Source organism: Dactylosporangium aurantiacum, from assembly GCF_000716715.1.
Taxonomy (GTDB): Bacteria; Actinomycetota; Actinomycetes; order Mycobacteriales; family Micromonosporaceae; genus Dactylosporangium; species Dactylosporangium aurantiacum.
This window is the reverse complement of sequence record NZ_JNYJ01000009.1, coordinates 276,043-298,983: the sequence shown is the minus strand read 5'-3', so window position 1 is coordinate 298,983 and position 22,941 is coordinate 276,043. Positions and strand designations below refer to the sequence as shown.

Here is a 22,941-nt window from a genome sequence, read left to right as displayed (position 1 = left end):
GATCGCATGTCCCGCTTCGAAGACTTCAGCATCGGCGACGTCGTCGTCGGTGAGGTGTCCGGCGTGGTGCCGTTCGGCACGTTCGTCCGGTTCGCCGACGGTGTCGACGGGCTGCTGCCCGGGGTGACCGGCCTGCAGGTCGGCGCCGCGGTGACGGTCCGCGTCCTGGACAAGGACAGCGAGCGCCGGCGCGCCAGCCTGGCCCTCGCCTGATCGACGGCGGGGCACCCGGACCGCTGCTTCGGGTGCCCCGCCCCTGATCACCGCGCCACGGCGCCCGCGGGCTCCAGGACGGGCCGGCGGCGGGGAGCGACGCGGGCCACGAACAACGCGAGGGACACCAGCAGCGACCCGATCGCCAGGATGCCCATCGCGGTGCCCGGCGCCACGTACTGGGCGACGAGCCCGCCGAGCGTCGCGCCGACCGCCTGCATGGCGAGCAGCCCCGAGCCGAACAGCCCGAGCGCCTGGCCGTGCAGCGGCTCCGGGGTCGTGGCCAGCAGCCGGTCCTGCAGCAGCAGCGTCGCGCCGTAGCCGACGGAGGCGACCCCGGCCACGGCGGCCGCGACCGGCAGCGGCGGCTCGAGGAAGAACAGCAGGTACGGCGCGGCGAGCAGCCACCGCAGCGGGCCGCTGAGCCGGAACCGCAGCCGCGGCGGCACGAACCGGCCGGCGATCGCGTCACCGGCGAGCATGCCGATCGCCGCGGTCACGAACAGCACGCTCGCCGCGGCCGGCGAGTACGGCACGAACAGCGCCTCGCAGCCGACGATGAGCCCGTTCGGCACCCACATCGCGATGTACACGCCCGGCTGCCACACCTGCCGGTTGCCGCGCCAGGTCGCCCGCACCGACGGGCGGTCCGCCGCGCGCGGCGCCCTGCGGCTCAGCCCGAACCGGGCCACGAGCGCCGACACCACCTGCAGTCCCGCCCCGACCAGCAGCGCCCCGCGCGGCGAGACGGCGGCGACGAGGGCACCGCCGACGGCGAAGCCACCGATCTGCATCGCGCCGACCGACATGTTCAGCAGCGACCGGCCCAGGATGTACCCGTCGGCGGGCAGGATCTCGGCGAGCAGCCCGTACCGGACGCCGCCACCGACCGACGCGGCCAGCCCCTGCGCGAAGATGACCGCGAACAGGGCCGCGATCGGCAGCCCCGGCACCGCCAGCAGCGCCGTCGTCACCGCCGCGAACCCGGCCAGCCCGGTCAGCGCGGCCCGCGGCGGCACCCGGTCGGCCCACGACAGCAGCGTCGCCGCCCCGACCAGCTGGGCGAACGACGCCCCGAACATGCTCAGCGCGGACAGCAGCGGCGAGTCGGTGGCGGCGTAGACCAGCGTGCCGAGCCCGATGCCCGCCACCGTCCCCGCCGCCACCTGCCCCGACAGGGTCGCGAACAGGGCGGTGAACTCCGGCGTGCGGAACAGTTGCCGATACGTGCGCATGATCGGCATCCTGCGGCGACGGTACCGGCGCGACGTACAGTTTCGGGTGGAGGCGAAACGTGGGGTTCTGGCAGATCGGCACCGACGTGCTGGCCCGCAGCCGTTTCGTGGTGTCACCCCTGGCCGAGACGGTCGCCTGCCTGTCCGCGCTCGGCGGCCAGCGCGCGGTGTCCGCGCCGCAGCGGGAGTGGCTCGCCGCGCACCGGCCCGCGTTCGAGGCCAGGTACGCCGGCGACCCGTTCGTCCGGCCGTTCCTGCACGCCGCGATCCGCCCCGGCTGGATCGCCGACTTCCTCGTCACCCCGCCGCACACGCCGGGCGAGACGTTCTCCACGGAGCTGGCGCGGCTGCGCCGCACCCCCGACCCGACGGCCCGCGAGCACCTCGGCCTCGGCGACGCGGTGCCCGAGGTGCTGCGCGCCGACGGCCTCGCCGGCCGGGCCGCCGACCTCGTCGACTGGGTCTGGTCGCACCTGGTGCGCCCCGGCTGGCCGCGGCTGCGCCGGGTCTTCGAGGCCGACATCGTGTCGCGCACCGACCGGCTCAGCACCGGCGGCTGGGCCGCGGTCCTGGACGGCATGCGCCCCGGCATGCGCTGGCTCGGCGACGGCCGCCTGCAGATCAACACGTACGACTACGCGCCGCTGGACATCAGCGACGCGGAGCTGCTGTTCATCCCCACGACCGCCGCCCGTGGCTGGGTCGGCTGGGAGTCGCCGCCCCGGTCGTACTCGATCATCTACCCGTGCACGGGCTGGCTCGCGGCCACCGGCGGCACCGCACCGCCCGACGCCCTGGCCCGCCTGCTCGGCCCGCTGCGGGCCACCATCCTGACCCTGCTCGCCACGCCGCACAGCACGACGCAGCTGGTCGCCCTGACCGGCGCCGGCCTCGGCTCCGTCGGCGGTCACCTGCGGGTCCTGCTGGACGCGGGGCTGATCACCCGCCGCCGCGCCGGCCGCTCGGTGCTGTACTACCACACCCCCACCGGCGAGGCCGTCTGCCGCGGCTGAGCCGGCGGGTCACCGGTGGCGCGGACGCCGTCCGCGCCGCGATCTCAGTCGACCGGCAGCACCGACGGGTCCAGCTCCCACGCACCGGGGATCAGCATGACGCACACCGGCCGCTCCTCGGGTGAGGTCGCCGCCTCGTACGCCATGGTCACCTCCCGCGCGGCCCGGCCGGCCGCCGGCAGCAGCCGCATGACGATCCAGTAGGCCACCCCGTCGCCGCGCTCCGCCGCCTGCCGCAGCAGGGCGAACGCCGCGGCGTCGGCGCCCTTCTGGTGCAGCACCCCGGCCAGGTTCACCGCCACGTCGGGCTCGCCGTCCGCGAGCGCGGCCCGCAGCAGGGTCTCGGCCTCGTCCAGCGCACCGTCGTCCCAGAGGGTGACGCCCAGCATGTTCCGCGCACCCGGTACGCCGGCCGCCACGGCCTCCCGCAGCAGCCGCAGCGCCTCCTCGTGGGACGCGGCGTCGGCGGTCGCGCACTGCAGCAGCAGGAACTCGGCCAGCCGGACCTTGGCCGGTCCGTGTCCGGCCGCCACCGCCGCGCGCAGCAACGCCAGCGCTTCGGCCTCGTCCGCGCCACCCTCGTCGGCAAGCGCACTGCCGCGCTGCAACCACCGCTCCGGGTCGCCCACCCGGCCATGCTACGGGCGTCGACGCCGACCGCGCGGCGGACATCAGCTTCGCGCTCACGTCGATCGAGGTATTCGAACGCCTGACCACGACCTGCGGCTGGCCCGTCGACGACTCCACCGACTGGCTGGCCGCCACCCTCACCGCCGCCCTGCTGCCACCGCCCACGGACTGAGCCGCGGCCTTCGCGAATCCGCTACGCGAGTTCGAAGGTGAAGCGGTCGCCCCGCCCCCACGCGACATCCTGGTCGGCCACGGCGCGAAGGGTGCGTTCGATCCGAGCGAACGCCGGCGCTCCCATTGCCGAGCGGCTCACCCGGGCCGCGGTCCAGATGACATGGACGGGACGTGGAACATCGGTGGTCAGCCGGTCCCACAACGCATCCAGGTTGTGTCCGTAGTAGGGCCCGAAGTCCAGCAGCGCCGCCAGGTGCCGATGGAAGTCGGCCTCGGAGTGGATCTGGTTCCCGTCGAGCCGCACACGCACCACCGGACGATAGCGGCGATCGTTCGGTCGCGCCGTCGGACGGGCTGGTCGGGTACACCTGACTCAGGCGGGACAGTCCTCGAGGTCGCGCAGCGCCTGGATGACCGGGCCGGGCCAGCTGGGGTCGGTGTCCTTGTGCTCGACGGTGCGCACCACCCGCATGCCGACCGCGGCCGCGCCGGCCAGCTCGCCGTCCGCGCCGTCGCCGACGTACACGCAGTCGGCCGGGGCGGCGCCGAGCGCCTCGGCGGCGGCGAGGTAGATGCGCGGGTCGGGCTTGCCGACGCCGACGACGCTGGAGAAGACCGCGACGTCGAACCGGGACGCCAGCTCGCACGCCGGCCACGCCTCGGCCGCCTCCGCGGTCGCGTTGCTCACCAGCGCGAGCCGCGCACCGGCGGCCCGCAACGCGTCGAGGGTCTCGAGGGTCGCCGGCGCCACCCGGTCCAGGACGCGCCGCGCCAGGGCCCGGCGGTGCGCGGCGGCGCGGGCCACCGACTCGTCGGACGGGTGCGCGCCCAGCCGGCCGGCGAGGATCCGGATCGTCTCCTCGACGCTCCAGCGCTTGAGCCGTTCGTCCCACGTCTCGCGGTACGCCCGCCGCAACGCCTCCGGGTCGACCCCCACCATCACGGCCATCTCACCGACGACCCGGTCGCGCTCGCTGTCGGCGCCGTCGACCAGCGTGTGGAACAGGTCGAAGACCAGGAACCTCGGCGGCATGCCTGGCACGCTAACAGCCGCCGCCGGACTGTGAATCGACGCACGCGGCGTTGTGGGCACCCCCACTGCCACGGTTGGCTCGGGGGCATGGCCCGCATCGCGTACGACGACCGGGACGCGGCCGCGTTCCTGGCGAACCGCCACCTGACCGACGACGGCCTCGCCGCCTGGCGCGCGGCGGTGGCCCGGCACCTGCGCCCGCTGCCCGGCCGGCGGCTGCTGGACCTGGGCGCCGGCACCGGCAGCTGGGCACGGGCGTTCACCGCCTGGTTCCCCGGCCTGGAGGTCGTTGCGGTCGAGCCGTCCGCGGCGATGCGCGCCCGCTCGGTGCACCGCCCGGTGGTGGCCGGCGACGCCACACACCTGCCCCTGACCGCCGGGTGCACCGACGCCGCCTGGATGTCGACGATGGTCCATCACGTGCCGGACCTGGGCGCCGCCGCGCGTGAGCTGCGCCGGGTCGTGCGCCCGGGTGGTCCGCTGCTGATCCGGTCGGTTTTCGCCGGCCGGTACGAGGGCCTCACCCTGGTCCGCTACTTCCCCGAGGCCGCCGCGGTGCTGGACACCTACCCCTCGGTGGCCGACGTCGAGGCGGCGTTCGCCACCGCCGGGTTCCGCACCGTCGCGCTTGAGCCGGTCGCCCAGACCACCGCCGGCTCGGTCCGCGAGGCGGCCGCCGCCCTGCGCCGCGACGCGCACACCCCGCTGAAGCTGATCGGCGACGAGGCGTACGCCGCGGGGGTCCGGCGGCTGCGCACGGCCGCCGACACCGTGCCCGGCCCGGTCGTGGACACCATGGACCTGCTCGTCCTGCGCTGACCGGCGCCGATTCTGGCCGTTTTCCCGAGGGTTCTGCGGATTGGTGCCATGGTGCACTGTTGCCCGTGATCGAGTCCGAGGTACCGGCAACCCCCGAGCCGCCGGCGACGGTCGGTGGCCTGGACGGCGACGTGGGCACCGGCGCCGGCGGACCGCCGCCGGCCCGTCAGGTGTTGTTCGTCGTCGGTGGTGGGCTGGTCCTCGTGCTGGGCGCCGCGCTGGGCGTGGCCGCCCTGCTCCCGACCGGAAACACGACGCGGCCCCGAGCGACGTCGGCGGCGGCCGATCAGATCGTGCTGAGCCCGTCGGTGGACCCGGGCAGCGACATGGCGAGTGCGCCCGCCAGCGAGCCACCGGCCGGATCGGCGTCCCCGCAGCCCGGTCCGGCGACCCCCACCAAGGCCGGCCCCACCCGCACGCCGACCCCGCGGAACACGACGGCCGCGCCGCCGCCCGCCGGAGCGCAGGTCACGTCGGCGCGGGTCACGGTGAGCCCGGACAGCAGGCAGGGTACCTGCGACCCGGGCAACGACCTCGTCTCCGTGCACGTCACGGTCACCGTGTCGCAGCCCGGGGTGCGGGTGTCGTTCAGCGTCAACGGCGGCGCGGACCACAGCGGCATCGCGCAGTCGAAGACCTACACCGACAGCTGGCCGATCAGCATCCCGCACACCGCCGGCGAGCACCGCATCACGCTCAAGGTGATCTACCCCAGCAGCGCCACCGACACCGCGATCTACACCTACACCTGCATCGGTCACTAGCGCTCGTCCGCGCTGACGGAGCGGGGATTCGGTGCGCCGGCACTGGCGGGTCTGCTGTCGGCCGGATGGTTCCCCGCGGGGCCGAACTTCGTCAACGGGGATCCGTGGCGGCGACCGGGCTTGACTGGGTCTGGCACCCGGGCGACACGCCGACGGAGGCCATCGAGTTCGCGTTGACGGCGCACAGGCCGCTGACCTGCCCGGCGGTCGTCACGCCAGGAGCGCGGCGCTGGCCGGCGCCGCGCTGACGCGGAAGAAGACGTCCTGCTCGTCAGCCAACCGGGCCGCCCGGGGCGGTGCGGCGGTCAGGCACGACGAGGAGGCGGTCGACGGCGCGGGCGGCGCGGGTCGCGGCGGACGGGTCGCGGCGCAGGCGGTGGGCGGCGTGCAGGGCGAGCAGCACCCCGGTCAGCTCGAACACGACCTGCTCCGCCTCCTCCCCCGGCCAGTGACCGGCGAGCCGGGCCTGGTGCAGCAGCTCGCGGTGCCAGCGGTCGGCGGCGCCGGCGATCGCGGACCGGACCGGGCCGGGGCGGTCGTCGAACTCGGGGCCCACCGCCATGAAGAAGCAGCCGCCGGGGAGGGCGTCGGATGCGACGTACCGCAGCCAGGAACCGGCGACGGCGCGCAACCTGGGCAGCCCGGCGGGGGTGTCGGCGACCGGCTCCCAGACCGCGCGCCAGAACGCGTCGGTGGCCAGCTCGACCACGGCGAGCTGCAGGGTCTCCTTGTCGCCGAAGTGGCCCAGCACGCCGGACTTGCTCATGCCGAGGTCGGCGGCGAGCCGGCCGATGGTGAGGCCCTCCAGGCCCTCCACGGAGGCGACGGCGACGCCGTGCCTGACGATGCCGGCCCGGGTCTGGCGGGCCTCCGCGACGGTGCGCCGGGGACTCATCACACCAATATAGCGTCCGACCGTTCGGACGCTATATTCGCCCGATGCGTCTCCTGCGACTGCTGTTCTCGCTCTGGTACCGCCCCACCGTCGAAGGCCTGCACCACGTGCCCAGGCACGGGGCGGTCGTCATCGCCGGCAACCACCTGTCGTTCTACGACAGCGTCGTCATCCCGCTCGTCGTCCCGCGCCGGGTGGTGTTCCTGGCCAAGGCGGAGTACTTCGACCGCGGCCGGCTGCGCCGCTGGTGGTTCCGCACGACCGGCGCGGTCCCCGTGCGCCGCGGCGACGCCCCCGCGGCCCGGGCCGCCCTTGACACCGCCCTCGACGTGCTCGCCGCCGGTGGCGCGTTCGGCATCTACCCGGAGGGCACCAGGTCGCGCGACGGCCGCCTGTACCGTGGCCGCACCGGCGTCGCGTGGCTGGCGCTGACCGCGGGCGTGCCGGTCGTCCCGGTCGCCCTCACCGGCACCGGCGCGCTGCCCCGGCGGGCCAGGATCACCGTGCGGTTCGGCGCCCCGCTGCGCTGCACGGGCCTGCCCGGCGACGCCCGTGCCCGGCGCGCCGCCACCGACGAGGTCATGGACGCGATCGCGGCGCTGTCCGGCCAGGAGCGCGTCCCGCGGTACAACACCGTCCCGTAGCGCGACGCGCCGGCGAGGTCCGTCAGTCGGCGAGGTGCCGCTCGACGCTGGTGACCTTCGCGTCCAGGGCGCCCGTGACGCCGTCGCGCCAGTCGACCTTGATGACGGTGGAGGTGCGGGGGGACTTGGCGTGCACGGCCTCGACCGCGGTGCGCACGACGGCCATCACCTCGTCCCAGGTGTCGCCCTCGACGGTGGTGAACATGGCGTCGGTGCGGTTGGGCAGGCCCGAGGCCCGCACGACCCGCACCGCCTCGGCGACCAGCGCGCCGACCTCCGGGCCCGCACCGAGCGGGGTGACACTGAATGCGACCAGCACGGACATGCCAGCCACCCTACCCACGAACCGGCTCAGCACACGCGCAGGAAACGGTCCAGGACGCGGGCGCCGAACAGCAGACCGTCGACCGGGACACGCTCGTCGACGCCGTGGAACAGGGCGGTGTAGTCGAGGTCCGGGGGCAGGCGCAGCGGGGCGAAGCCGAGGTGGCGGATGCCGAGGCGCTGGAAGGCCTTCGCGTCGGTGCCGGCCGACAGCATGTACGGCAGCAGCCGCGCGTCCGGGTCCTCGGCCGTGATGGCGGCGGTCATAGCGTCGACCAGGACGCCGTCGAAGCTCGTGCTGACCGGCGGCATGCTCTTCCACTCGCGCCGCACGGACGGGCCGACGACGGCGTCGACCTCGCGCAGGAACCCCTCCTCCCGCCCGGGCAGCAGCCGGCAGTCGAAGATGGCGGAGGCGGTCGAGGGGACCACGTTGTCCTTGTACCCGGCGGAGAACATGGTGACGTTCGCGGTGTCGCGCAGGGTCGCGCCGATCATGCGGGCCACGGCGCCGAGGCGGCCCAGGACCGCGGCCGGGTCGGCCTCGTCGAAGGCGACGCCGGTCAGGTCGCTGACCCCGGCGAGGAAGTCGCGCACCGGCGGGGTCAGCACGAGCGGGAACTCGTGCGCGTCGAGGCGGGCGACCGCGGCGGCGAGCTTGGCCACCGCGTTGTCGGTGTGCAGCAGCGAGCCGTGTCCGGCCGTGCCGCGGGTGTGCAGCCGCAGCCAGCCGACGCCCTTCTCGGCGGTTTCGACGAGGTACGCGCGGACCCCGTCGCCGACGGTGAGGGAGAAGCCGCCGACCTCGCTGATCGCCTCGGTGACCCCGTCGAACAGCTCGGGGCGGTGCTCGACCAGCCAGCCGGCGCCGTGCACCCCACCGGCCTCCTCGTCGGCGAGGTACGCGAACACCAGGTCCCTCGGCGGGACCACCCCGTCGCGGCGGAACCGGCGGGCGACGGCGAGGCTCATCGCGGCCAGGTGTTTCATGTCGACGGCGCCGCGGCCCCACACGTAGCCGCCGGAGACCTCGCCGGAGAACGGGTGCACCGACCACTCCGACGCCTCGGCGGGCACGACGTCGAGGTGGCTGTGCACCATGAGCGCGCCGCGTGACGGGTCGGCGCCGGGGAGGCGGGCGATGACGTTGCCGCGGCCGGGCGCGCCCGACTCGACGTACGTGGTCTCGTAGCCGGCCTCCTCCAGCCGGGTCGCGACGTACTCGGCGGCGGCCCGCTCGCCACGGGTGCCGGACGGCTCGCCGGTGTTGGTGGTGTCGATCCGGATCAGCTCGCTCGCCAGCGTCACAACCTCGTCCACCCCGCAGACGGTAGCGGGCATCTTCGGCACCGCGGCGGTCCACTGAAGGGTTTCGCCGGTATCCGGTACGTGCGGCGGACGCCACTGCGGTGGACCGTGTCGGGCGACCGACCCGAACCCGTCCGGGGCCGGTGACAGCGGGACCCGCGCGCCGCGATGGTGGTGGCACTGCCGACGCGATTGGAGCGCCCCTTGGTGACCCTCAGACGGACCGTGCTCGCCGTGACCGCGGGCGCGACCTGTCGTTCGAGTCGCAGGCGGCGAATCTGCGCTACCTCGACACGTACGGGCACGGCACGCACATGGCCGGCATCATCGTCGGCAACGACACCGCCTCCGGCACCAGGGGCATCGCCCCGGACGCCAAGCTCACCTCGGTGAAGATCGGCACGGCCAGCGGCGCGGTCGACGTGTCGCAGATGATCGCGGCGGTCGACTGGGTGGTGAAGCACCGCAACGACGACCCGGCCAACCCGATCCGCGTGGTCAACCTGTCCTACGGATCCGGCGGTACGCCACCGAACTGGACCGACCCGTTGCAGTTCGCGGTGGAGAAGGCGTGGCAGGCGGGGATCGTGGTGGTCGCCGCCGCCGGCAACAACGGCAACGCCACCGCCAAGCTCACCAACCCGGCGATGGACGAGTGGGTCCTCGCCGTCGGCGCGACCGCCACCAACGGCACGACGGCGACGGCCGACGACACCCTCGCCACGTTCACCAACCTGGCCACCTCCGGCAACCAGGTCGACCTGCTCGCACCGGGCACGTCGATCGCGTCGCTGCGCGACCCGGGGTCCAACGTCGACAACATGTACCCGGCGGCGCGGGTCGGCACGACCCTGTTCAAGGGCACCGGCACCTCCCAGGCGACCGCTGTGGTCAGCGCCGCCGCGGCCCTGCTGCTGCAGGCGAAGCCGGCCGCGACGCCCGACCAGGTGAAGGAGTGGCTGACCAAGGGCGGCACGTTCCTGCCGTCGGGCAAGGCGGGCACGCTCGGGCTGCTCGAGCTCAACGTCAACGGCGCGCTCGCCCGCACCGCCACGGCGGCGGCGAAGCCGACCTGGGCCACGTCGTCGGGGCTCGGCACGTTCGAGCTGTCCCGCGGCACCAGCCACGTGATGCTGGACAACGCCGCCCTGTCCGGCGAGCGGACCGTGTGGGGCGCTCTCGCCACGGCGTCGTGGGCCCCGAAGGCCGCGGCGCAGGCATCATGGTCGGGCGGCACGTGGATGGGCTTCCGGGTGGCCGGCGACGGCTGGACCGGCACCTCGTGGACGTCCCGGACGTGGGCCGCGGCGACGTGGACGTCGACCCCGTGGGTGAGCGGCGCGACGTGGAGCGACCCGGCGTGGTCCGGCCGCACATGGTCGGGCCGTACCTGGTCGGCGGGCACCTGGCTGGGCCGCACCTGGTCCAGCGACGCCTGGTCCGGGCAGGCGTGGCGCTGAGGCCGGGCCCGGTAGGCCGGGCGCCGCGCTCGCCGGCGTCCCGGTCGTGGTCCGGCGCCCGCCAACAGTGTCAGGCACGACGCCTCCCGGTGCGACGCGGTCCGGACCTCACGGGCATCGGTGTGCGCGCATCGCCGCGAGCAGCCACGCGAAGGCGGGCACGGCCGGCGGCCCCGCTTCGGCACCGTTGAGCGTGGCGAGAAGGTGCCAGTACCGCTCGATGCGGGCGTCGGCGACCATCTCCAGCCAGGTGACGTACGCGGCCGTCTCCCGGGCCGGAAGGTCGACCGGCACGATCCGGTCGAGTGTGTCGCGCCCCGCGGCGGAGTCAGGGGCGACCCGATCGTCGACGGCGCTCCCGGCGTGGGCGAGGACGAGGGGCCGCAGGTTCAGCCCGAACTCCCAGCGTGGGTCGCCGGCTGTGCTGGGCGCCATGGCACGCATCGTGCCCTGGAAGCCTTCGTCTGCGACCAGCTCGGCCAGTTCCAGCCAGGCGTCGATCTGTTCGTCGGTCGGGTCGTCGGGGAGCTCGGCCGGCAGTTCGCGCATCCAGCCGGCCACGACGGCGCTGTCCGGGTCGGACGGACCGTCGAACGCCGTGGCGACGAAGTCGTCGATGACGTGCTGGCGCTCCTGTGCGGACAGCCTCGCGAGCTTGTGCAGCACGGTCATCTCCTCCGTCGTGCTCTGCCGGCGGGCCACGGCGCGCAGGACCGCGCGGCGCAGCCGCAGCGTGCGGATCTGCGCATCGAGCGCCGCCGCGTGCGCCGCGGCCAGGCCGGCCAATGTGACCTGACTGGCCAGCAGCGCCGCGATGGCGTCGAGACCGAGGCCCAGGTCACGCAAGGTCCGGATGAGCTCCAGGCGGGCGACGGCCACCGCGTCGTAGCGCCGGTACCCGCCGCCGGACCGGTCCACCGGTGGCAGCACGCCCTGGTCCGACCAGAACCGGACGGTCCGGGTCGGCACGCCGACGCGCCGCGCGAGCTGCCCGATGGTGTAGAGATCTGATCCGCGATCCACCGACCAAGCCTGCACCTTCCACCGGGTGGAACCTCAAGCGGAGCGCACCTAGCGGCGGTGCAGGGTGGCGCACTGGCATCCACCACCGAGCCATCTCCACGAATCCTACCGGCAAGATAGGCAAAGATATAAGCATTGAACTTTTATATAGATTGTCGATACAGTTGGCCGGTGCAGAGAGCTCAGGTCGATGCGCTGACGACGCTCATCGAAGACTTCAACACCCTGTTCATCCGGCTGCCGATGGTGCAGCGGCTGGGCTTCAGCGCCCTGTCCGTGGTGCACACGCTGTCGCGGCGCGGGCCGATGCGGCTCACCGCGCTGACCACGACGGAGCAGCTCACCCAGCCCGCCATCACCAGCCTCGTGCAGCGCCTCGAGGAGGACGGCCTGGTCGAGCGGCGGCCCGACCCCACCGACGGCCGGGCGGTCCTGGTGTCGCTCACCGCCGCCGGCGCCGACGTCGTGCGGTCCCGGCACGCCAACCGCGTGGACCGGCTCGCGCAGCTCATCGCCGGGCTGGACGCGAGCGAGCAGGCCGCGGTGGCCGCGGCCATGCCGGCCCTCGCCCGGATCATCGAGCTGGGGGCGGCATGAGCATCACCGGCCTGCGGCAGCAGCCGATCCACGTCCCCGACGAGGTCCTCGACGACCTCACCGCCCGGCTGAAGGCCACCCGCTGGCCCCGCGACACCGGCAACGACGACGGCTTCTACGGTGTGCCGCCCGCGCAGCTGCGGGCCCTCGTCGAGCACTGGGCGCACCGGTACGACTGGCGCGCCGCCGAACGGGCCATCAACGCCTACGAGCACTACCGCGTCGACGTCGGCGGGGTGCCCGTGCACTTCATGCGCCGGCCCGGCGCCGGCCCCTCACCCACCCCGCTGATCCTGTCGCACGGCTGGCCGTGGACGTTCTGGCACTGGTCGAAGGTCGTCGACGCGCTCGCCGACCCGGGCGCGCACGGCGGCGACCCCGCCGACGCGTTCGACGTCATCGTGCCGTCGCTGCCCGGGTTCGGGTTCTCCACCCCGCTGCCGGCGCACCCCGACATGAACTTCTGGAAGATCGCCGACGTCTTCCACGAGCTGATGACCGGCGTCCTCGGCCACAACCGGTACGCCGCGGCCGGCTGCGACGTCGGCGCGCTCATCACCGGCCAGCTCGGGCACAAGTACGCCGCGCACCTGCACGGCATCCACATCGGCTCGGCGCAGAAGCTCACCATGTTCAACGGCGACCGTGCCTGGGACCTGTCCGGCGGCAACCCGCTCCCCGACGACCTGCCGCCGCACATCCGCGCCCGGATCGTGGCCCTGGAGCGGCGCTTCGCCGTGCACCTCGCCGCGCACGTGCTGGATCCCGAGACGCTCGGCTACGGGCTGAGCGACTCCCCCGCCGGCATGCTCGCCTGGGTCCTGCGCCGCTGGAGCACCTGGTCGGACAGCCACGGCGACGTGGAGACCGTCTTCCCCAGGGACGACCTGCTCACCCACGCCACGATCATCTGGGCGGGCGCGTCGATCACCAGCTCGATCAGGACGTACGCGAACAACAACCGCTACCCGTGGCAGCCGTCGCACGACCGCTGGCCCGTGGTGCAGGCCCCTACCGGCATCACGTTCGTCGGTCACGAGAACCCGCCGGGCGTCACCACCGGCGAGGAGCGCGTCCGGCACTTCCTGGCCAGCGACCGCGCCGCGTGGTATCACCACGTGAACATCACCGCCCACGAGCACGGCGGCCACTTCATCCCGTGGGAGCTGCCCGGCGAATGGGTCGACGACCTGCGCCGCACGTTCCGCGGCCGCCGCTAGCCGGTCCGGACCGCGTCGCCGGGTGGTGAGCGCCGGGCCCGGCCACGGGGCCCTCTACGATGCTGGCATGGCACGGGTACTGGTGACGGGTTCGACCGACGGGATCGGGCTGGAGACCGCGGCGCAGCTGCTGCGGCTGGGGCACGACGTGGTGCTGCACGCGCGGGACGAGGCGCGGGCCGCCGCGGCGGGGCTGCCGGCGGCGCCGGTCGTCGTCGGGGACCTGGCCTCCCTCGCCGAGACGAAGGCCCTCGCCGCGCAGGCCGGCGCGTTCGACGTGGTCATCCACAACGCCGGCATCGGCGGGCAGGACGAGCGGCGGGAGACCGTCGACGGGCTGGAGCGCACGTTCCAGGTCAACACGCTGGCGCCGTACGTGCTGACCGCCCTCATGCCGCGCCCGGCCCGGCTGGTCTACCTCACCTCCGGGCTGGAGTCGGTCGGCGTCGCCGATCTCACCGACCTGCAGTACGAGCGCAAACCGTGGCACGGCATGCAGGCCTACAGCGACTCGAAGCTGCTCGACGTGGCGCTCGCGTTCGCGGTGGCGCGGCTGTGGCCGCAGGTGCGCAGCACCGCCGTCGACCCGGGCTGGATCCGCACGAAGCTCGGCGGCCCGAACGCCACCGACGACCTGCCCGAGGGCGCCGAGACGCAGGTGTGGCTGGCGACCGCCGACGACCCGGCGGCGGCGGTCACCGGCCGCTACTTCAAGCGCCGCACCGACCTGAAGGCCAACCCGGCCGCGTACGACCGGGCCGTCCAGGACGGGCTGCTCGCCGCGTGCGAGGCGCTGTCAGGGGTGCGGATCACCACGTGACGGTGGTCCCGTCGCGGTAGCCGACCCGGCGCGCACCGATGAGCGCCGGCCGCTCGACGAGCACGCACACGTCCTCGCCCGGCCACCACCAGCCGGCGGCGCGGGCGAGCGCGGCCCAGCCGTCGAGCTCGGCGGCGTCGCTCGTCCGGTACCGGGCCAGGCCGAGCTTGGGCAGCAGGTCGTACAGGCCGATCCAGGTGGCGTCCTGCTGGCCGTACCAGCAGACCGGCAACGTGCCCTGGGCACCGATCGCGGACCTGACGGGCCAGGTCAGGTCGGCCGCGATCGGGGCGTGCAGCGACTGGCGCAGCACCTCCCGCAGCGGCACCCCGGCCTCCAGTGCCCGCTCCGGCGGCAGCACCGGCCACGGCTTGTGCCGGTCCTCCTTCTGCGGCGGCTTCGCCGCGACGGTCAGGTCGGGATGGGCGGCGGCGTCGTCGAGGGCGCCGCGCAACCGGGCCAGTGCGGTGGCGATGTCACTGGCGACCGGCGGTGCCCCGTGCGGGCGCCTGGCCAGCACCCACGACTGCAGGTCCCGGTGCGTGGGCATCCTGGTGAGCAGCGGCAACGCCTGCCGCGGCGACTGCACCCAGCGGAACACCGGCGCCCGGCGGCGCAGCCGGTGGTAGATGCCGGCGATGAGGTGCTCGGTGCCGGCCCGGTCGGCGGGCCCGGTCGAGTGGGCCACGGCGAGCCACTCGTCGCGGATCGGTGCCGCGCGGTGCCACAGCTCGACGAGACGGGCCACCGGCCGGACGGTGGGGGGACGGTTGCCCGGACGCTCGGGCGAACGGGTTGCGGGGGCAGCGGCGGATCGCCGCGCCGGGGCGGTCAACGCGCGAGGGCGGACGCGCCCTTCCGGTGAGAACGGATCATGTCGACCATTGTGCGGGCCACCGCCCGCCGCCCGCAACCCCGGTGCGCGCAGCGCGGCGGGTCGTCGCGCCCCGCGCTTCGCGCGACTCTCCCCGCGCGGCCGGTCGTCACGGCGACCGCGCCGCCGGTGCGCTCAGCGCGGCCGGTCGTCACGGCGACCGCGCCGCCGGTGCGCTCAGCGCAGCCGCACCAGGCCCGCGCCGGTCGTGGTGAACCCGCACGAGGACAGGTAGAACTCGCGCAGGTGGTCCTCGAAGTCGACGTGCAGCCATTCGCAGCCGCCGGCCCGCGCGCCCGCGACGGCCGCGGCGACCAGCCCCGTGCCGACGCCCCGCCGCTGCGCCGTGGCCGCCACGACGGTGTCGAGGACGAAGGCGTGCGCGGCGCCGTCCCAGGCGACGTTCACGAACCCGACGAGCGGGCCGCCGTCGCGGGCGCAGACCCAGCCGAGGCTGTGCCGGTTGACCCGCGCCCACCAGCCGCCCACGGCGGCCGCCGGGTGGCCGAACCCCTCGGCGTGCAGCGCCTCGACCTCGGCGTCGTCGAACGCGCCGCGCCACGTATAGGACATCCCGGTCACCGACACGGGCGACAGCGTACCTGCGAGTGACCGACGCGGGTCTATGCTGCCGGGATGTCCTTCCGCCGGGGCACGGGACGGCTGTGCCTGGACTTCGCCGACACGCTGCGGGACCGGGGCACCGCCACCCCGGTCGACGAGCTCGCCGACGGCGCGGCGCTCGCCGCCTGGGTCGGGCAGTTCGGCCCGGTCGCGCCCACGCCCGGCAGCAGCGTGCCGGCGGCCATCCTCGCCGGCGCCCGGCGCCTGCGCGAGGCGGTGCACACCCTCGTCATGGCCCGCGCCGCCGGGCCGGGGGCCGAGGCGGGCGACCTGCCGGCCGGTGCCGGCGGTCCGGGCGCCGAGGCGCGCGGCCTGGTCAACGACGCGGCGGGCCGCTCGGTGCCGGTGCCTCGCCTCGACGCCGGCGGTGCGCTGCGCTGGCAGGCCGCGGACCCGGTCACCGCCACCCTCGCGCTGGTCGCCCGCGACGCGCTGGACCTCGTGACGTCGCCCGCCGCGGGCCGGGTGCGGGCGTGCGCCGACCCGCGGTGCGGGGCGCTGTTCCTGGACGGGTCGCGCACCGGCACCCGCCGCTGGTGCGCCGCCGACCCGTGCGGCAACCGGGCCCGCCGGCGCCCGGCCCGCACGGCGGCGTCGGCGGGGCTCAGCGGTGCACGGCCACCCGGTTGAACTCCTGCACGGTCCCGTCGAACAGCACGTCGGACACCTGGGTCAGCAGCACCCGCACGGTGCCCTGCGACGGGCTGTTGCGCCAGCTGGTGCCGTACCCGCCGTCCCAGCCGTAGGTGCCGTCGGCCTGCACCGTCATGCCGTAGCCCCAGCCGTGCCCGCCGAGCAGCATCCCGCCGCCCTCGACCTGCGCCGGGGTGAGCCGGTCGGTGGTCATCGCCCGCACCGCCCGCACCGGCAGCAGGGACTGTCCACCATGGAGCATGAACCGCCCGAACGCCACCACGTCGTCCACAGTGGACACGAGCCCGGCGGCGCCGTCGGGGAAGGCGGGCTCACGGCTCCAGTCCTCGGCCGTCGCCACGTCCGTCTGCCGCTCGCCGCCCAGGTACTGCGCCGGCAGTTGCGCGGCCCGCCGCGGCGTGGTCGAGAAGCCGGTGGAGGTCATGCCGAGCGGGTCGAAGAGCCGCTGCCGCATCACCTCGCCCAGCGGCGCGCCGGCCGCGCGCGCCACCAGCACCCCGAGGACATGGCCGCTGGAGTTGTACGCCCACCGCTCCCCCGGCTGGAAGAGCAGCGGCAGCGTGCCGAACCGGCGCATCCACTCGTCCACGCCGTGCGGGGTGCGCGGGTCGGGGCGGGCCAGGGTCAGCCGCAGCGCCTCCGCGGCCCGCACCACCGGGTACGGCGGGTTGAACGGCGGATCGGCGGCCGGGTCGAGCAGCACCCCGTGCCCCATCCGGTAGGTGAGCACGTCCTCGACGGTGATCGCCCGGTGCGCCGGCACCGTGTCGTCGACTTCGGCGTCCAGCCGCCGCAGCACCCGCGGGCCGGCGAGCTCCGGCAGCAGCCGGTCGACCGGCTCGTCGAGGGCCAGCAGCCCGTCCTCGACGAGCATCATGGCGACCGCGGCGACCATCGGCTTCGTCACCGACGTCAGCCGGAACGGCGTGTCGCGGCGCATCGGCGCGGCGCCGGCGCCGAATGCCGCCGCGCCCAGCACCTCGACGCGGACCGGCCCGTCGGCGCCGGCGACCGCCGCGACCAGGCCGGGCACCTTGCCCCCGTCGACCAGCGCGGTCAAGCTCCGGTGCAACTCATCCATAGGATCACCTTATGGTGGTCCGGTGGAGACGTCCCTGACCGCAGCGGTCGACGCGTTGCGCCGGTCCGGCCTGGAGCCTGTCATCCGCCAGGCGCCGCGCCAGTGGTCGGCGAGCCCGGTGGAGCCGGGCGCCTGGGTGCGCATGCCGGGCGACGAGGCGTACGCGGTCGTGACCGTCGCCGACATCCGCCCCGGCGAGCGGGTCGGCGACTGGGAGCCGGTCCAGACGCTGCCGGACCCGACCGCGGTCCTCGGCTTCGCCGCCGCGTTCTACGAGCGCCGCCCGGACGCCGACACCCAGCCGCTGGAGCACGGTGACCCCGTCGCGGTGCCGTCGGGGCAGTTCCACTCGGTGTTCCCCGAGGACGTCGTCGCCGCCGTCGAGGACTGGGCGCAGTGGGAGACGACGTGGTCGGTCATCCCTGCGGGCGAGCCCGAAGGGCGCCGCCGCGCCCGGCTGCAGCGCCTGGCCGCCTCGAAGCTCGCCGGCGACACCGTGCCCGTCGACGTCGCGCTCGACCCGGCGCTGCTGGCGCAGCTGACCGAGCGGCAGGCCGAGGACCTGGACGAGACCGTCGCCGGGCTGTTCGTGCCCGGGATCCGCTGGTGGTTCCCCCGCGACCGCACCGGCGGCCGGCTCGCCGGCCGGGTGCAGGTGCTGCTGCGCGAGGTCGTGCCGGCCGCGACCCCCGCGGGCAAGGGCATCTGGCTCGTGGTCGGCACCGCCCCCGGCGGCGGGCTGCGGGCCGGGCTGGCCAGGGTCGCCGGCACGTCCGCCTACCACCGCTGGGACCGGATGCCGCAGTACTGGCAGTCCCCCGCCGGCAGCGTCGAGGAGCTGTGGGGCATCGACGGGCGCCACCCGGCGGCCGTCGTCGCCGCCGCGGTCGACGCGCTGGTCACCGGCCGGGCCCTGGACGCGCTGGAGCTGTGCGGCGTGACCACCGACCGGGCCACCGCGCGGGTGCTGCAGGGGCTGCCGGAGAGCTTCCGGCTGCGGGAGTGGACCGACAGGTGGACCACCAACGCGACCGGCCTCATGACCAACGCGGCGCCGTGGCGCTGGGCCGCGGCGCTGCCCGGCGGCCCGCGCCCGCGGCGGCTGGAGACGCTCGGCGGGTTCGGTGCCAACCGCCGCCCCGGGCTGTTCCTCGGCGCCGCCGGTGACACGCCGCACCTGACGTTCGCGCAGAGCGGCAGCCCGCTCGTGGCCCCGCGCGTGGAGTGGGAGCGCGACCTGGACTTCGACCTGGTCGGCCTGGGCCTGATCACCCCCGGTCAGATCCCGCTGCGCCGGCGGTAGGCTCCCCGCATGTCGTTGCACGAGGTCGTGCCCGGGGTGCACGCGTGGGTCCAGCCCGACGGCACGTGGTGGCTCAACAACGCCGGGGTCGTCGCCGACGGGGGCCAGGTCCTCCTCGTCGACACCTGCGCCACCGAGACCCGCACCCGCCGGTTCCTCGCCGCGGTCGAGCAGGCGACCGGCGGCGGCGCCGTCCGCCTCGCCGTCAACACCCACCAGCACGGCGACCACAGCTACGGCAACAGCCTCCTGCCGGCCACCACGGTCATCGTCGGTCACGAGCACATGCGTGAAGGGCTGCGCGTCGACCCGGTGATCGACGGCTGCCCGCCGCTGTGGCAGCCCGTCCCCGACTGGGGCGCGGTCACCCGCCGGCTGCCCGACGTCACGGTCCGGGACCGGCTCACCATCCACGTCGGGCAGCGCAGGGTCGACGTGGCGCACCCGGGCGGCCCCGCCCACACCACCGGCGACCTCGTCGCGTGGCTGCCGCGGGAGCGGGTCCTCTTCGCCGGCGACCTCGTCTTCAACGGCCTCACCCCGCTGGTCTTCATGGGCTCCGTCGCCGGCGCCGCGGCCGCCCTGGACTGGCTCGCCGAGTTCGAGCCGGCGCACCTCGTCCCGGGGCACGGGCCGCTGCTCACCGCCGCCGAGATCACCCCGGTGTTCGACGCGATCCGGCGGTACCTGCGGCTGGTGCGCGACACCGCCGAGGCGGGCCTGCGGGCCGGGCTGACCCCGCTGGAGGCCGCCCGCGGGTGCGACCTCGGCGAGTTCGCCGGCTGGGCCGACGCGGAGCGGATCGTGCCCAACCTGCACCGGGCGTACGCCGACGCCCTCGGCACCGATGTCGACGTGGTCGCCGCCCTCACCGACGCCGTCACCTGGCGCGGCGCCCCGATGGCCACCAAGGTCTGACCCGCGCCGCCGGCCGCTCACGCTGCCGGGGTGACCAGGTGGCGGTAGCATGTCCATGATGACGGACTGGATCTTCGACGTCATCGACACGCTCGGCCCTGTCGGGGTGGGGCTGCTCATCGCGCTCGAGACGCTGGTGCCGCCGATCCCGTCGGAGCTGATCCTGCCGCTGGCCGGGTTCCGGGCGCGGGCCGGGGCGATGCACCCGGTGCTCGTGTGGTGCTGCGCGACCGCCGGTGCCGTCGTCGGGTCCCTGGTGCTCTACTGGGTCGGCGCCCGGCTCGGGTACGAGCGCCTGCACCGGCTGGCGGGGCGCCGCTGGTTCCTGCTGACCGGCCAGCGCGACCTGGAGCGCGGTCGGCGGCTCTTCCAGCGGCACGGCTCGTGGTTCGTGGCACTGTCGCGGTGCGTGCCGATCCTGCGCAGCCTGGTGTCGATCCCGGCCGGGGTCGAGCGGATGCGGCTGCCGAAGTTCGTGCTGCTGACCACCGCCGGGTCCGGCGTGTGGAACGCGCTGTTCATCGGCGCCGGCTGGCTGCTCGCCGAGCGGTGGCAGCACGTCGAGCACTACAGCGGGCCCGCCGGCACGGTCGTCGGCGCGCTGCTGGCCGCCGGCCTCGTGGTCCTCGCCGTGCGCAAGCTGCGCTCCGCCTGACCGGGAATTTCGCGGGTACGGGTGTTGTCGTCACCAATGAGACCGAGGGTGTAAGGAGCGACAGGTGACGAGCAACATCGTGGCGTGCCCGGCGTGCGGCAAGCGCAACCGGGTCCCGGCCGCGGCCACGGGGACACCGGCCTGCGGCAGCTGCGGCGCGCGGGTGCCGTGGATCGTCGACGCCGGTGACGACACGTTCGCCGAGGTCGCCGAGCGCTCCGGCACGCCGGTGCTGGTCGACCTGTGGGCCCCGTGGTGCGGCCCGTGCCGGGCGGTGAGCCCCGCCCTCGAGCAGGTCGCGACCCAGCTCGCCGGGCAGGTGAAGCTGGTCAAGGTCGACGTCGACACCGCACCGGGGCTGTCGCGCCGGTTCGACGTGCGGGCCGTGCCGACCCTGATGATCATCAAGGACGGCAAGGTGGTCGCCCGCCAGGCCGGGGCGGCGCCGGCCGCGACGCTGCGCCGCTGGGTCGAGCAGTCCCTCTGACCTCCCCCGCCCCACGGGCTCCGCTCCGTGGCGCTACCGCACCGCACCTGCCCGCAACTCACGTGTCGGGTGAACGGTCCGATGTCAGTGAACGTCGGAGGTCAGCGCGGTACGGGCACGAAGGGGCACATCATGGCGAAGGACGACAAGGACAAGGCGGCCGAGGAGGCCCCGAAGGGCTCCAAGAAGAAGCTCATCATGATCCTCGCGATCGTCCTGGTCGCGCTCGTCGGCGGCGGCGCCGGCGGGTACTTCATGTTCGCCCCGAAGCCGGCCGCGGCCGAGGAGAAGCTGGTCGCCGGGATCGTCGTGCCGCTGGACGCGGTCACGATCAACCTGGCCGACGGCCACTACCTGAAGCTGAAGATGACGCTGCAGGCGACCGACAAGGCCGCCGAGGCCCCGGACGGCAGCAAGGCCCTGGACGCCGCGATCAGCCTGTTCAGCAACATGGACGCCAAGGAGCTGCTGACCAACGAGGGCCGCGAGAAGTACAAGAAGCAGCTCAAGGACAAGGTCGTCGAGGCCTACACCGTCGACAAGGAGAAGGAGATCATGGACGTGTACTACACCACGTTCGTGATCCAGTAGCGCACCGCCGCCGCTCCGACGCGGTGACCGTGAGACCGGTGGGGCCCGTGCTGCGCACGGGCCCCACCGTCGTATCCAGCTCAGCCCGCGGACGTGCCGCCGAGGCCACGCCGCAGCAGGCGCTCGGCGACGACCGTGGTCCCGGGTGCGTCCCGCCCGCCGGGCCCGGGCAGCACGGTGACGTTGTCCAGGTGCAGCTCGCCGCCGCAGTGCCCGCAGGTGACCCGCGCGTCGGCGGCGTGGCCGCAGCCGTCGTGCCGCAGGCGCATCGGCGGGCCCTCGGCCGCCTCGTGCCGATCGCCCCAGGCCATGACCGTCAGCGCCGGCGAGTACCAGGTGGCGGTCGCGACCGCCGCGCCGGACGTCGAGTTCCGGTTCGCCGGGCCGCCGCCGGTGGGCGTGCACCTGCGCGGCCGGGACGCGTTCGCCGACTGGTTCCGCGACGTGTTCGAGCTCTTCCCCGGGCTGCGCATCGCGCTGACCGACGTGGTGGTGACGGGCTGGCCGTGGCGCACCACGGCGGTGGTCAAGCTGCGCCTGACCGCGCGGCTGGCCGACGGCAGCACGTACGAGAACCAGGCGATGCAGTGGCTGCGCCTGCGGTGGGGTCGCATGGTCTACGACGAGGTCATCGAGGACACCCACGCCCTCGTGGCGGCGCGGGCGGTCCGGCTCGCGGCGCGGTAGCGGGCCGGCCGGGCAGGCTCAGGAGCCGGCGTGCGGCGGGCGGCCGGTCAGGCAGGTCCGAGGCGCAGTGTGAGGTAGGCCACCGCACCCGGCTCGGGCACGTACCGGTCGACCTCGACGAAGCCGCGGGACCGGGCGAAGCGCACCCCGTCCTCGTTGGCCTCCCACACGACCGTCTCGACGGCCGGCGCGCCGTGGCGGGCGGCCTGGCCCATCGCGCGGTCGTACAGGGCGGCGCCGATGCCCCGGCCGCGCCACTGCGGCAGCACCCGGACGATCACCGTGGCGGCGGCGGTGTCGGCGTCCGGCGGGCGGACCGTGGTGCAGCCGACCAGCGTGTCGCCGTCGTACACGACCTCGAGCAGATACCGGCCGAGCCGCTCCCGGGCCTCGTCGAGGGACATCGCGGCGTCGGGCACGACGGTGTTGTGCACGAGGCGCCAGTCCTCGAGGGTGGCGTCGTCCTCAGGTGTGGTGATGCGCAGAGCCGGCACAGCCACGGACCCTACCGGTGCGCGCACGACAACGGCGCCCGGCCTGCAGCGGCCGGGCGCCGTACGTCCGTTTTATGGTGGTTACAGGGCCCGGCGACGACCGGAGACACCGGCGACCAGGGCCACACCCACGGCGGCGAGCAGCACCTGGACGAGCAGCTCGCCCCAGTCCACGCCCGGCGTGTCGGTGGCGATGCCGATGGCGTTGGCCAGGACGGTGCCCAGCAGCGCGGCGACGACACCGACGGCCATGGTCACCCAGATCGACATGCTCTGCCGGCCCGGGACCACGAGCCGCCCGAGCGCGCCCACGATCAGACCGACGATCAGCGCGGTGATGATCCCAGTGACGGTCATTGCTCCTCCTGAACTCGACGTTGCGATCTGATCCAGTGATGCCC

General features: G+C 74.7%; 30 protein-coding genes. 16 read left to right on the top strand and 14 right to left on the bottom strand.

The window, feature by feature from the left end; all coding sequences use genetic code 11:
• The first annotated feature begins 6 nt into the window (after nt 1–6).
• Nucleotides 7–213, top strand: a complete 207-nt coding sequence (locus OP18_RS13780) for a S1 RNA-binding domain-containing protein (RefSeq protein ID WP_033359190.1) — start codon at nt 7–9, stop codon at nt 211–213.
• 47 nt (nt 214–260) lie between these two features.
• Here the strand turns inward: OP18_RS13780 and OP18_RS13775 are convergent, their stop codons facing one another.
• Complete coding sequence (locus OP18_RS13775) at nt 261–1,448, bottom strand: MFS transporter (protein ID WP_052386681.1); 1,188 nt, start codon at nt 1,446–1,448, stop codon at nt 261–263.
• Nucleotides 1,449–1,507: 59 nt separating this feature from the next.
• Between OP18_RS13775 and OP18_RS13770 the strand changes: the two genes are divergently transcribed.
• Nucleotides 1,508–2,461: an ArsR/SmtB family transcription factor gene (locus OP18_RS13770; RefSeq protein WP_033359189.1), complete on the top strand. Its 954-nt coding sequence runs from the start codon at nt 1,508–1,510 to the stop codon at nt 2,459–2,461.
• A gap of 44 nt (nt 2,462–2,505) precedes the next feature.
• Here OP18_RS13770 and OP18_RS13765 read toward each other — a convergent pair whose 3' ends face one another.
• The 3 genes from OP18_RS13765 to OP18_RS13755 form a co-directional block, all read right to left on the bottom strand.
• The gene (locus OP18_RS13765) at nt 2,506–3,090 is read right to left on the bottom strand and encodes a tetratricopeptide repeat protein (RefSeq protein WP_033359188.1); all 585 of its coding nucleotides are present in this window, start codon (nt 3,088–3,090) and stop codon (nt 2,506–2,508) included.
• Nucleotides 3,091–3,284: 194 nt separating this feature from the next.
• Nucleotides 3,285–3,575 (bottom strand): barstar family protein, encoded by a 291-nt coding sequence (locus OP18_RS13760; protein ID WP_052386680.1) that lies wholly within the window; start codon nt 3,573–3,575, stop codon nt 3,285–3,287.
• Between the two features lie 63 nt (nt 3,576–3,638).
• Nucleotides 3,639–4,298, bottom strand: a complete 660-nt coding sequence (locus OP18_RS13755; protein ID WP_033359186.1) for an HAD family hydrolase — start codon at nt 4,296–4,298, stop codon at nt 3,639–3,641.
• 87 nt (nt 4,299–4,385) lie between these two features.
• On the opposite strand from OP18_RS13755, the gene OP18_RS13750 reads away from it, so the two are divergent.
• Nucleotides 4,386–5,117, top strand: coding sequence for a class I SAM-dependent methyltransferase (locus tag OP18_RS13750; protein ID WP_033359185.1), 732 nt, complete (start codon nt 4,386–4,388; stop codon nt 5,115–5,117).
• 65 nt (nt 5,118–5,182) lie between these two features.
• Nucleotides 5,183–5,881, top strand: coding sequence for a hypothetical protein (locus OP18_RS13745; protein WP_033359184.1), 699 nt, complete (start codon nt 5,183–5,185; stop codon nt 5,879–5,881).
• Between the two features lie 271 nt (nt 5,882–6,152).
• Here OP18_RS13745 and OP18_RS13740 read toward each other — a convergent pair whose 3' ends face one another.
• Nucleotides 6,153–6,776: a TetR/AcrR family transcriptional regulator gene (locus OP18_RS13740; protein ID WP_052386670.1), complete on the bottom strand. Its 624-nt coding sequence runs from the start codon at nt 6,774–6,776 to the stop codon at nt 6,153–6,155.
• 44 nt (nt 6,777–6,820) lie between these two features.
• Here OP18_RS13740 and OP18_RS13735 point away from each other — a divergent pair, with 44 nt between their 5' ends.
• Nucleotides 6,821–7,420 (top strand): lysophospholipid acyltransferase family protein, encoded by a 600-nt coding sequence (locus OP18_RS13735; RefSeq protein WP_033359183.1) that lies wholly within the window; start codon nt 6,821–6,823, stop codon nt 7,418–7,420.
• A 22-nt stretch (nt 7,421–7,442) separates the two neighbouring features.
• On the opposite strand, the gene OP18_RS13730 is transcribed toward OP18_RS13735, so the two are convergent.
• Nucleotides 7,443–7,745: an MTH1187 family thiamine-binding protein gene (locus OP18_RS13730; protein WP_033359182.1), complete on the bottom strand. Its 303-nt coding sequence runs from the start codon at nt 7,743–7,745 to the stop codon at nt 7,443–7,445.
• A 26-nt stretch (nt 7,746–7,771) separates the two neighbouring features.
• Nucleotides 7,772–9,085 carry a M20/M25/M40 family metallo-hydrolase gene (locus OP18_RS13725; RefSeq protein ID WP_033359281.1) on the bottom strand — a complete coding sequence of 438 codons (1,314 nt, stop codon included), beginning with the start codon at nt 9,083–9,085 and terminating at the stop codon, nt 7,772–7,774.
• Nucleotides 9,086–9,153: 68 nt separating this feature from the next.
• Here OP18_RS13725 and OP18_RS13720 point away from each other — a divergent pair, with 68 nt between their 5' ends.
• On the top strand, nt 9,154–10,512 hold the full coding sequence (locus OP18_RS13720) for a S8 family serine peptidase (RefSeq protein WP_342668890.1): 1,359 nt from the start codon (nt 9,154–9,156) through the stop codon (nt 10,510–10,512).
• A 108-nt stretch (nt 10,513–10,620) separates the two neighbouring features.
• Here the strand turns inward: OP18_RS13720 and OP18_RS13715 are convergent, their stop codons facing one another.
• A complete protein-coding gene (locus tag OP18_RS13715) occupies nt 10,621–11,535 on the bottom strand; it encodes a MerR family transcriptional regulator (RefSeq protein WP_033359181.1) in 915 nt (304 codons plus the stop codon).
• A gap of 171 nt (nt 11,536–11,706) precedes the next feature.
• On the opposite strand from OP18_RS13715, the gene OP18_RS13710 reads away from it, so the two are divergent.
• The 3 genes from OP18_RS13710 to OP18_RS13700 all read left to right on the top strand — a co-directional run bounded on the left by OP18_RS13710 (nt 11,707) and on the right by OP18_RS13700 (nt 14,172).
• Nucleotides 11,707–12,132 carry a MarR family transcriptional regulator gene (locus OP18_RS13710; protein WP_033359180.1) on the top strand — a complete coding sequence of 142 codons (426 nt, stop codon included), beginning with the start codon at nt 11,707–11,709 and terminating at the stop codon, nt 12,130–12,132.
• Nucleotides 12,129–13,352: an epoxide hydrolase family protein gene (locus tag OP18_RS13705; protein ID WP_033359179.1), complete on the top strand. Its 1,224-nt coding sequence runs from the start codon at nt 12,129–12,131 to the stop codon at nt 13,350–13,352. Before OP18_RS13710 ends, OP18_RS13705 begins: the two co-directional genes overlap by 4 nt.
• A 67-nt stretch (nt 13,353–13,419) precedes the next feature.
• Nucleotides 13,420–14,172 carry an SDR family NAD(P)-dependent oxidoreductase gene (locus OP18_RS13700; protein ID WP_033359178.1) on the top strand — a complete coding sequence of 251 codons (753 nt, stop codon included), beginning with the start codon at nt 13,420–13,422 and terminating at the stop codon, nt 14,170–14,172.
• On the opposite strand, the gene OP18_RS13695 is transcribed toward OP18_RS13700, so the two are convergent.
• Both OP18_RS13695 and OP18_RS13690 read right to left on the bottom strand, forming a co-directional pair.
• The gene (locus OP18_RS13695) at nt 14,162–14,920 is read right to left on the bottom strand and encodes a DUF6745 domain-containing protein (RefSeq protein WP_033359177.1); all 759 of its coding nucleotides are present in this window, start codon (nt 14,918–14,920) and stop codon (nt 14,162–14,164) included. The genes OP18_RS13700 and OP18_RS13695 overlap by 11 nt on opposite strands.
• A gap of 303 nt (nt 14,921–15,223) precedes the next feature.
• Entirely contained in the window at nt 15,224–15,634 is a 411-nt protein-coding gene (locus tag OP18_RS13690) for a GNAT family N-acetyltransferase (protein ID WP_245635368.1), read from the bottom strand.
• Nucleotides 15,635–15,682: 48 nt separating this feature from the next.
• Here OP18_RS13690 and OP18_RS13685 point away from each other — a divergent pair, with 48 nt between their 5' ends.
• On the top strand, nt 15,683–16,300 hold the full coding sequence (locus tag OP18_RS13685; protein WP_033359176.1) for a CGNR zinc finger domain-containing protein: 618 nt from the start codon (nt 15,683–15,685) through the stop codon (nt 16,298–16,300).
• On the opposite strand, the gene OP18_RS13680 is transcribed toward OP18_RS13685, so the two are convergent.
• Entirely contained in the window at nt 16,275–17,405 is a 1,131-nt protein-coding gene (locus tag OP18_RS13680; protein WP_033359175.1) for a serine hydrolase domain-containing protein, read from the bottom strand. The two genes, OP18_RS13685 and OP18_RS13680, sit on opposite strands and share 26 nt — an antisense overlap.
• Nucleotides 17,406–17,427: 22 nt before the next feature.
• Between OP18_RS13680 and OP18_RS13675 the strand changes: the two genes are divergently transcribed.
• From OP18_RS13675 to OP18_RS13655, 5 genes are all read left to right on the top strand, one after another.
• Nucleotides 17,428–18,708: a hypothetical protein gene (locus OP18_RS13675; RefSeq protein ID WP_033359174.1), complete on the top strand. Its 1,281-nt coding sequence runs from the start codon at nt 17,428–17,430 to the stop codon at nt 18,706–18,708.
• A gap of 9 nt (nt 18,709–18,717) precedes the next feature.
• Nucleotides 18,718–19,626, top strand: a complete 909-nt coding sequence (locus tag OP18_RS13670; RefSeq protein WP_033359173.1) for an MBL fold metallo-hydrolase — start codon at nt 18,718–18,720, stop codon at nt 19,624–19,626.
• A gap of 49 nt (nt 19,627–19,675) precedes the next feature.
• Nucleotides 19,676–20,281, top strand: coding sequence for a DedA family protein (locus tag OP18_RS13665; RefSeq protein ID WP_033359172.1), 606 nt, complete (start codon nt 19,676–19,678; stop codon nt 20,279–20,281).
• Nucleotides 20,282–20,345: 64 nt separating this feature from the next.
• Entirely contained in the window at nt 20,346–20,768 is a 423-nt protein-coding gene (trxA, locus tag OP18_RS13660; protein ID WP_033359171.1) for a thioredoxin, read from the top strand.
• A 132-nt stretch (nt 20,769–20,900) separates the two neighbouring features.
• A complete protein-coding gene (locus OP18_RS13655) occupies nt 20,901–21,359 on the top strand; it encodes a flagellar basal body-associated FliL family protein (RefSeq protein ID WP_033359170.1) in 459 nt (152 codons plus the stop codon).
• Between the two features lie 80 nt (nt 21,360–21,439).
• On the opposite strand, the gene OP18_RS51170 is transcribed toward OP18_RS13655, so the two are convergent.
• Complete coding sequence (locus OP18_RS51170) at nt 21,440–21,670, bottom strand: hypothetical protein (RefSeq protein WP_052386668.1); 231 nt, start codon at nt 21,668–21,670, stop codon at nt 21,440–21,442.
• Here OP18_RS51170 and OP18_RS13645 point away from each other — a divergent pair.
• A complete protein-coding gene (locus OP18_RS13645) occupies nt 21,669–22,046 on the top strand; it encodes a nuclear transport factor 2 family protein (protein ID WP_052386667.1) in 378 nt (125 codons plus the stop codon). The two genes, OP18_RS51170 and OP18_RS13645, sit on opposite strands and share 2 nt — an antisense overlap.
• 47 nt (nt 22,047–22,093) lie before the next feature.
• Here OP18_RS13645 and OP18_RS13640 read toward each other — a convergent pair whose 3' ends face one another.
• Together OP18_RS13640 and OP18_RS13635 are read right to left on the bottom strand one after the other, a co-directional pair.
• On the bottom strand, nt 22,094–22,540 hold the full coding sequence (locus OP18_RS13640; RefSeq protein ID WP_211273527.1) for a GNAT family N-acetyltransferase: 447 nt from the start codon (nt 22,538–22,540) through the stop codon (nt 22,094–22,096).
• An 81-nt stretch (nt 22,541–22,621) separates the two neighbouring features.
• A complete protein-coding gene (locus OP18_RS13635) occupies nt 22,622–22,897 on the bottom strand; it encodes a GlsB/YeaQ/YmgE family stress response membrane protein (RefSeq protein ID WP_033359168.1) in 276 nt (91 codons plus the stop codon).
• Nucleotides 22,898–22,941 lie beyond the last annotated feature (44 nt).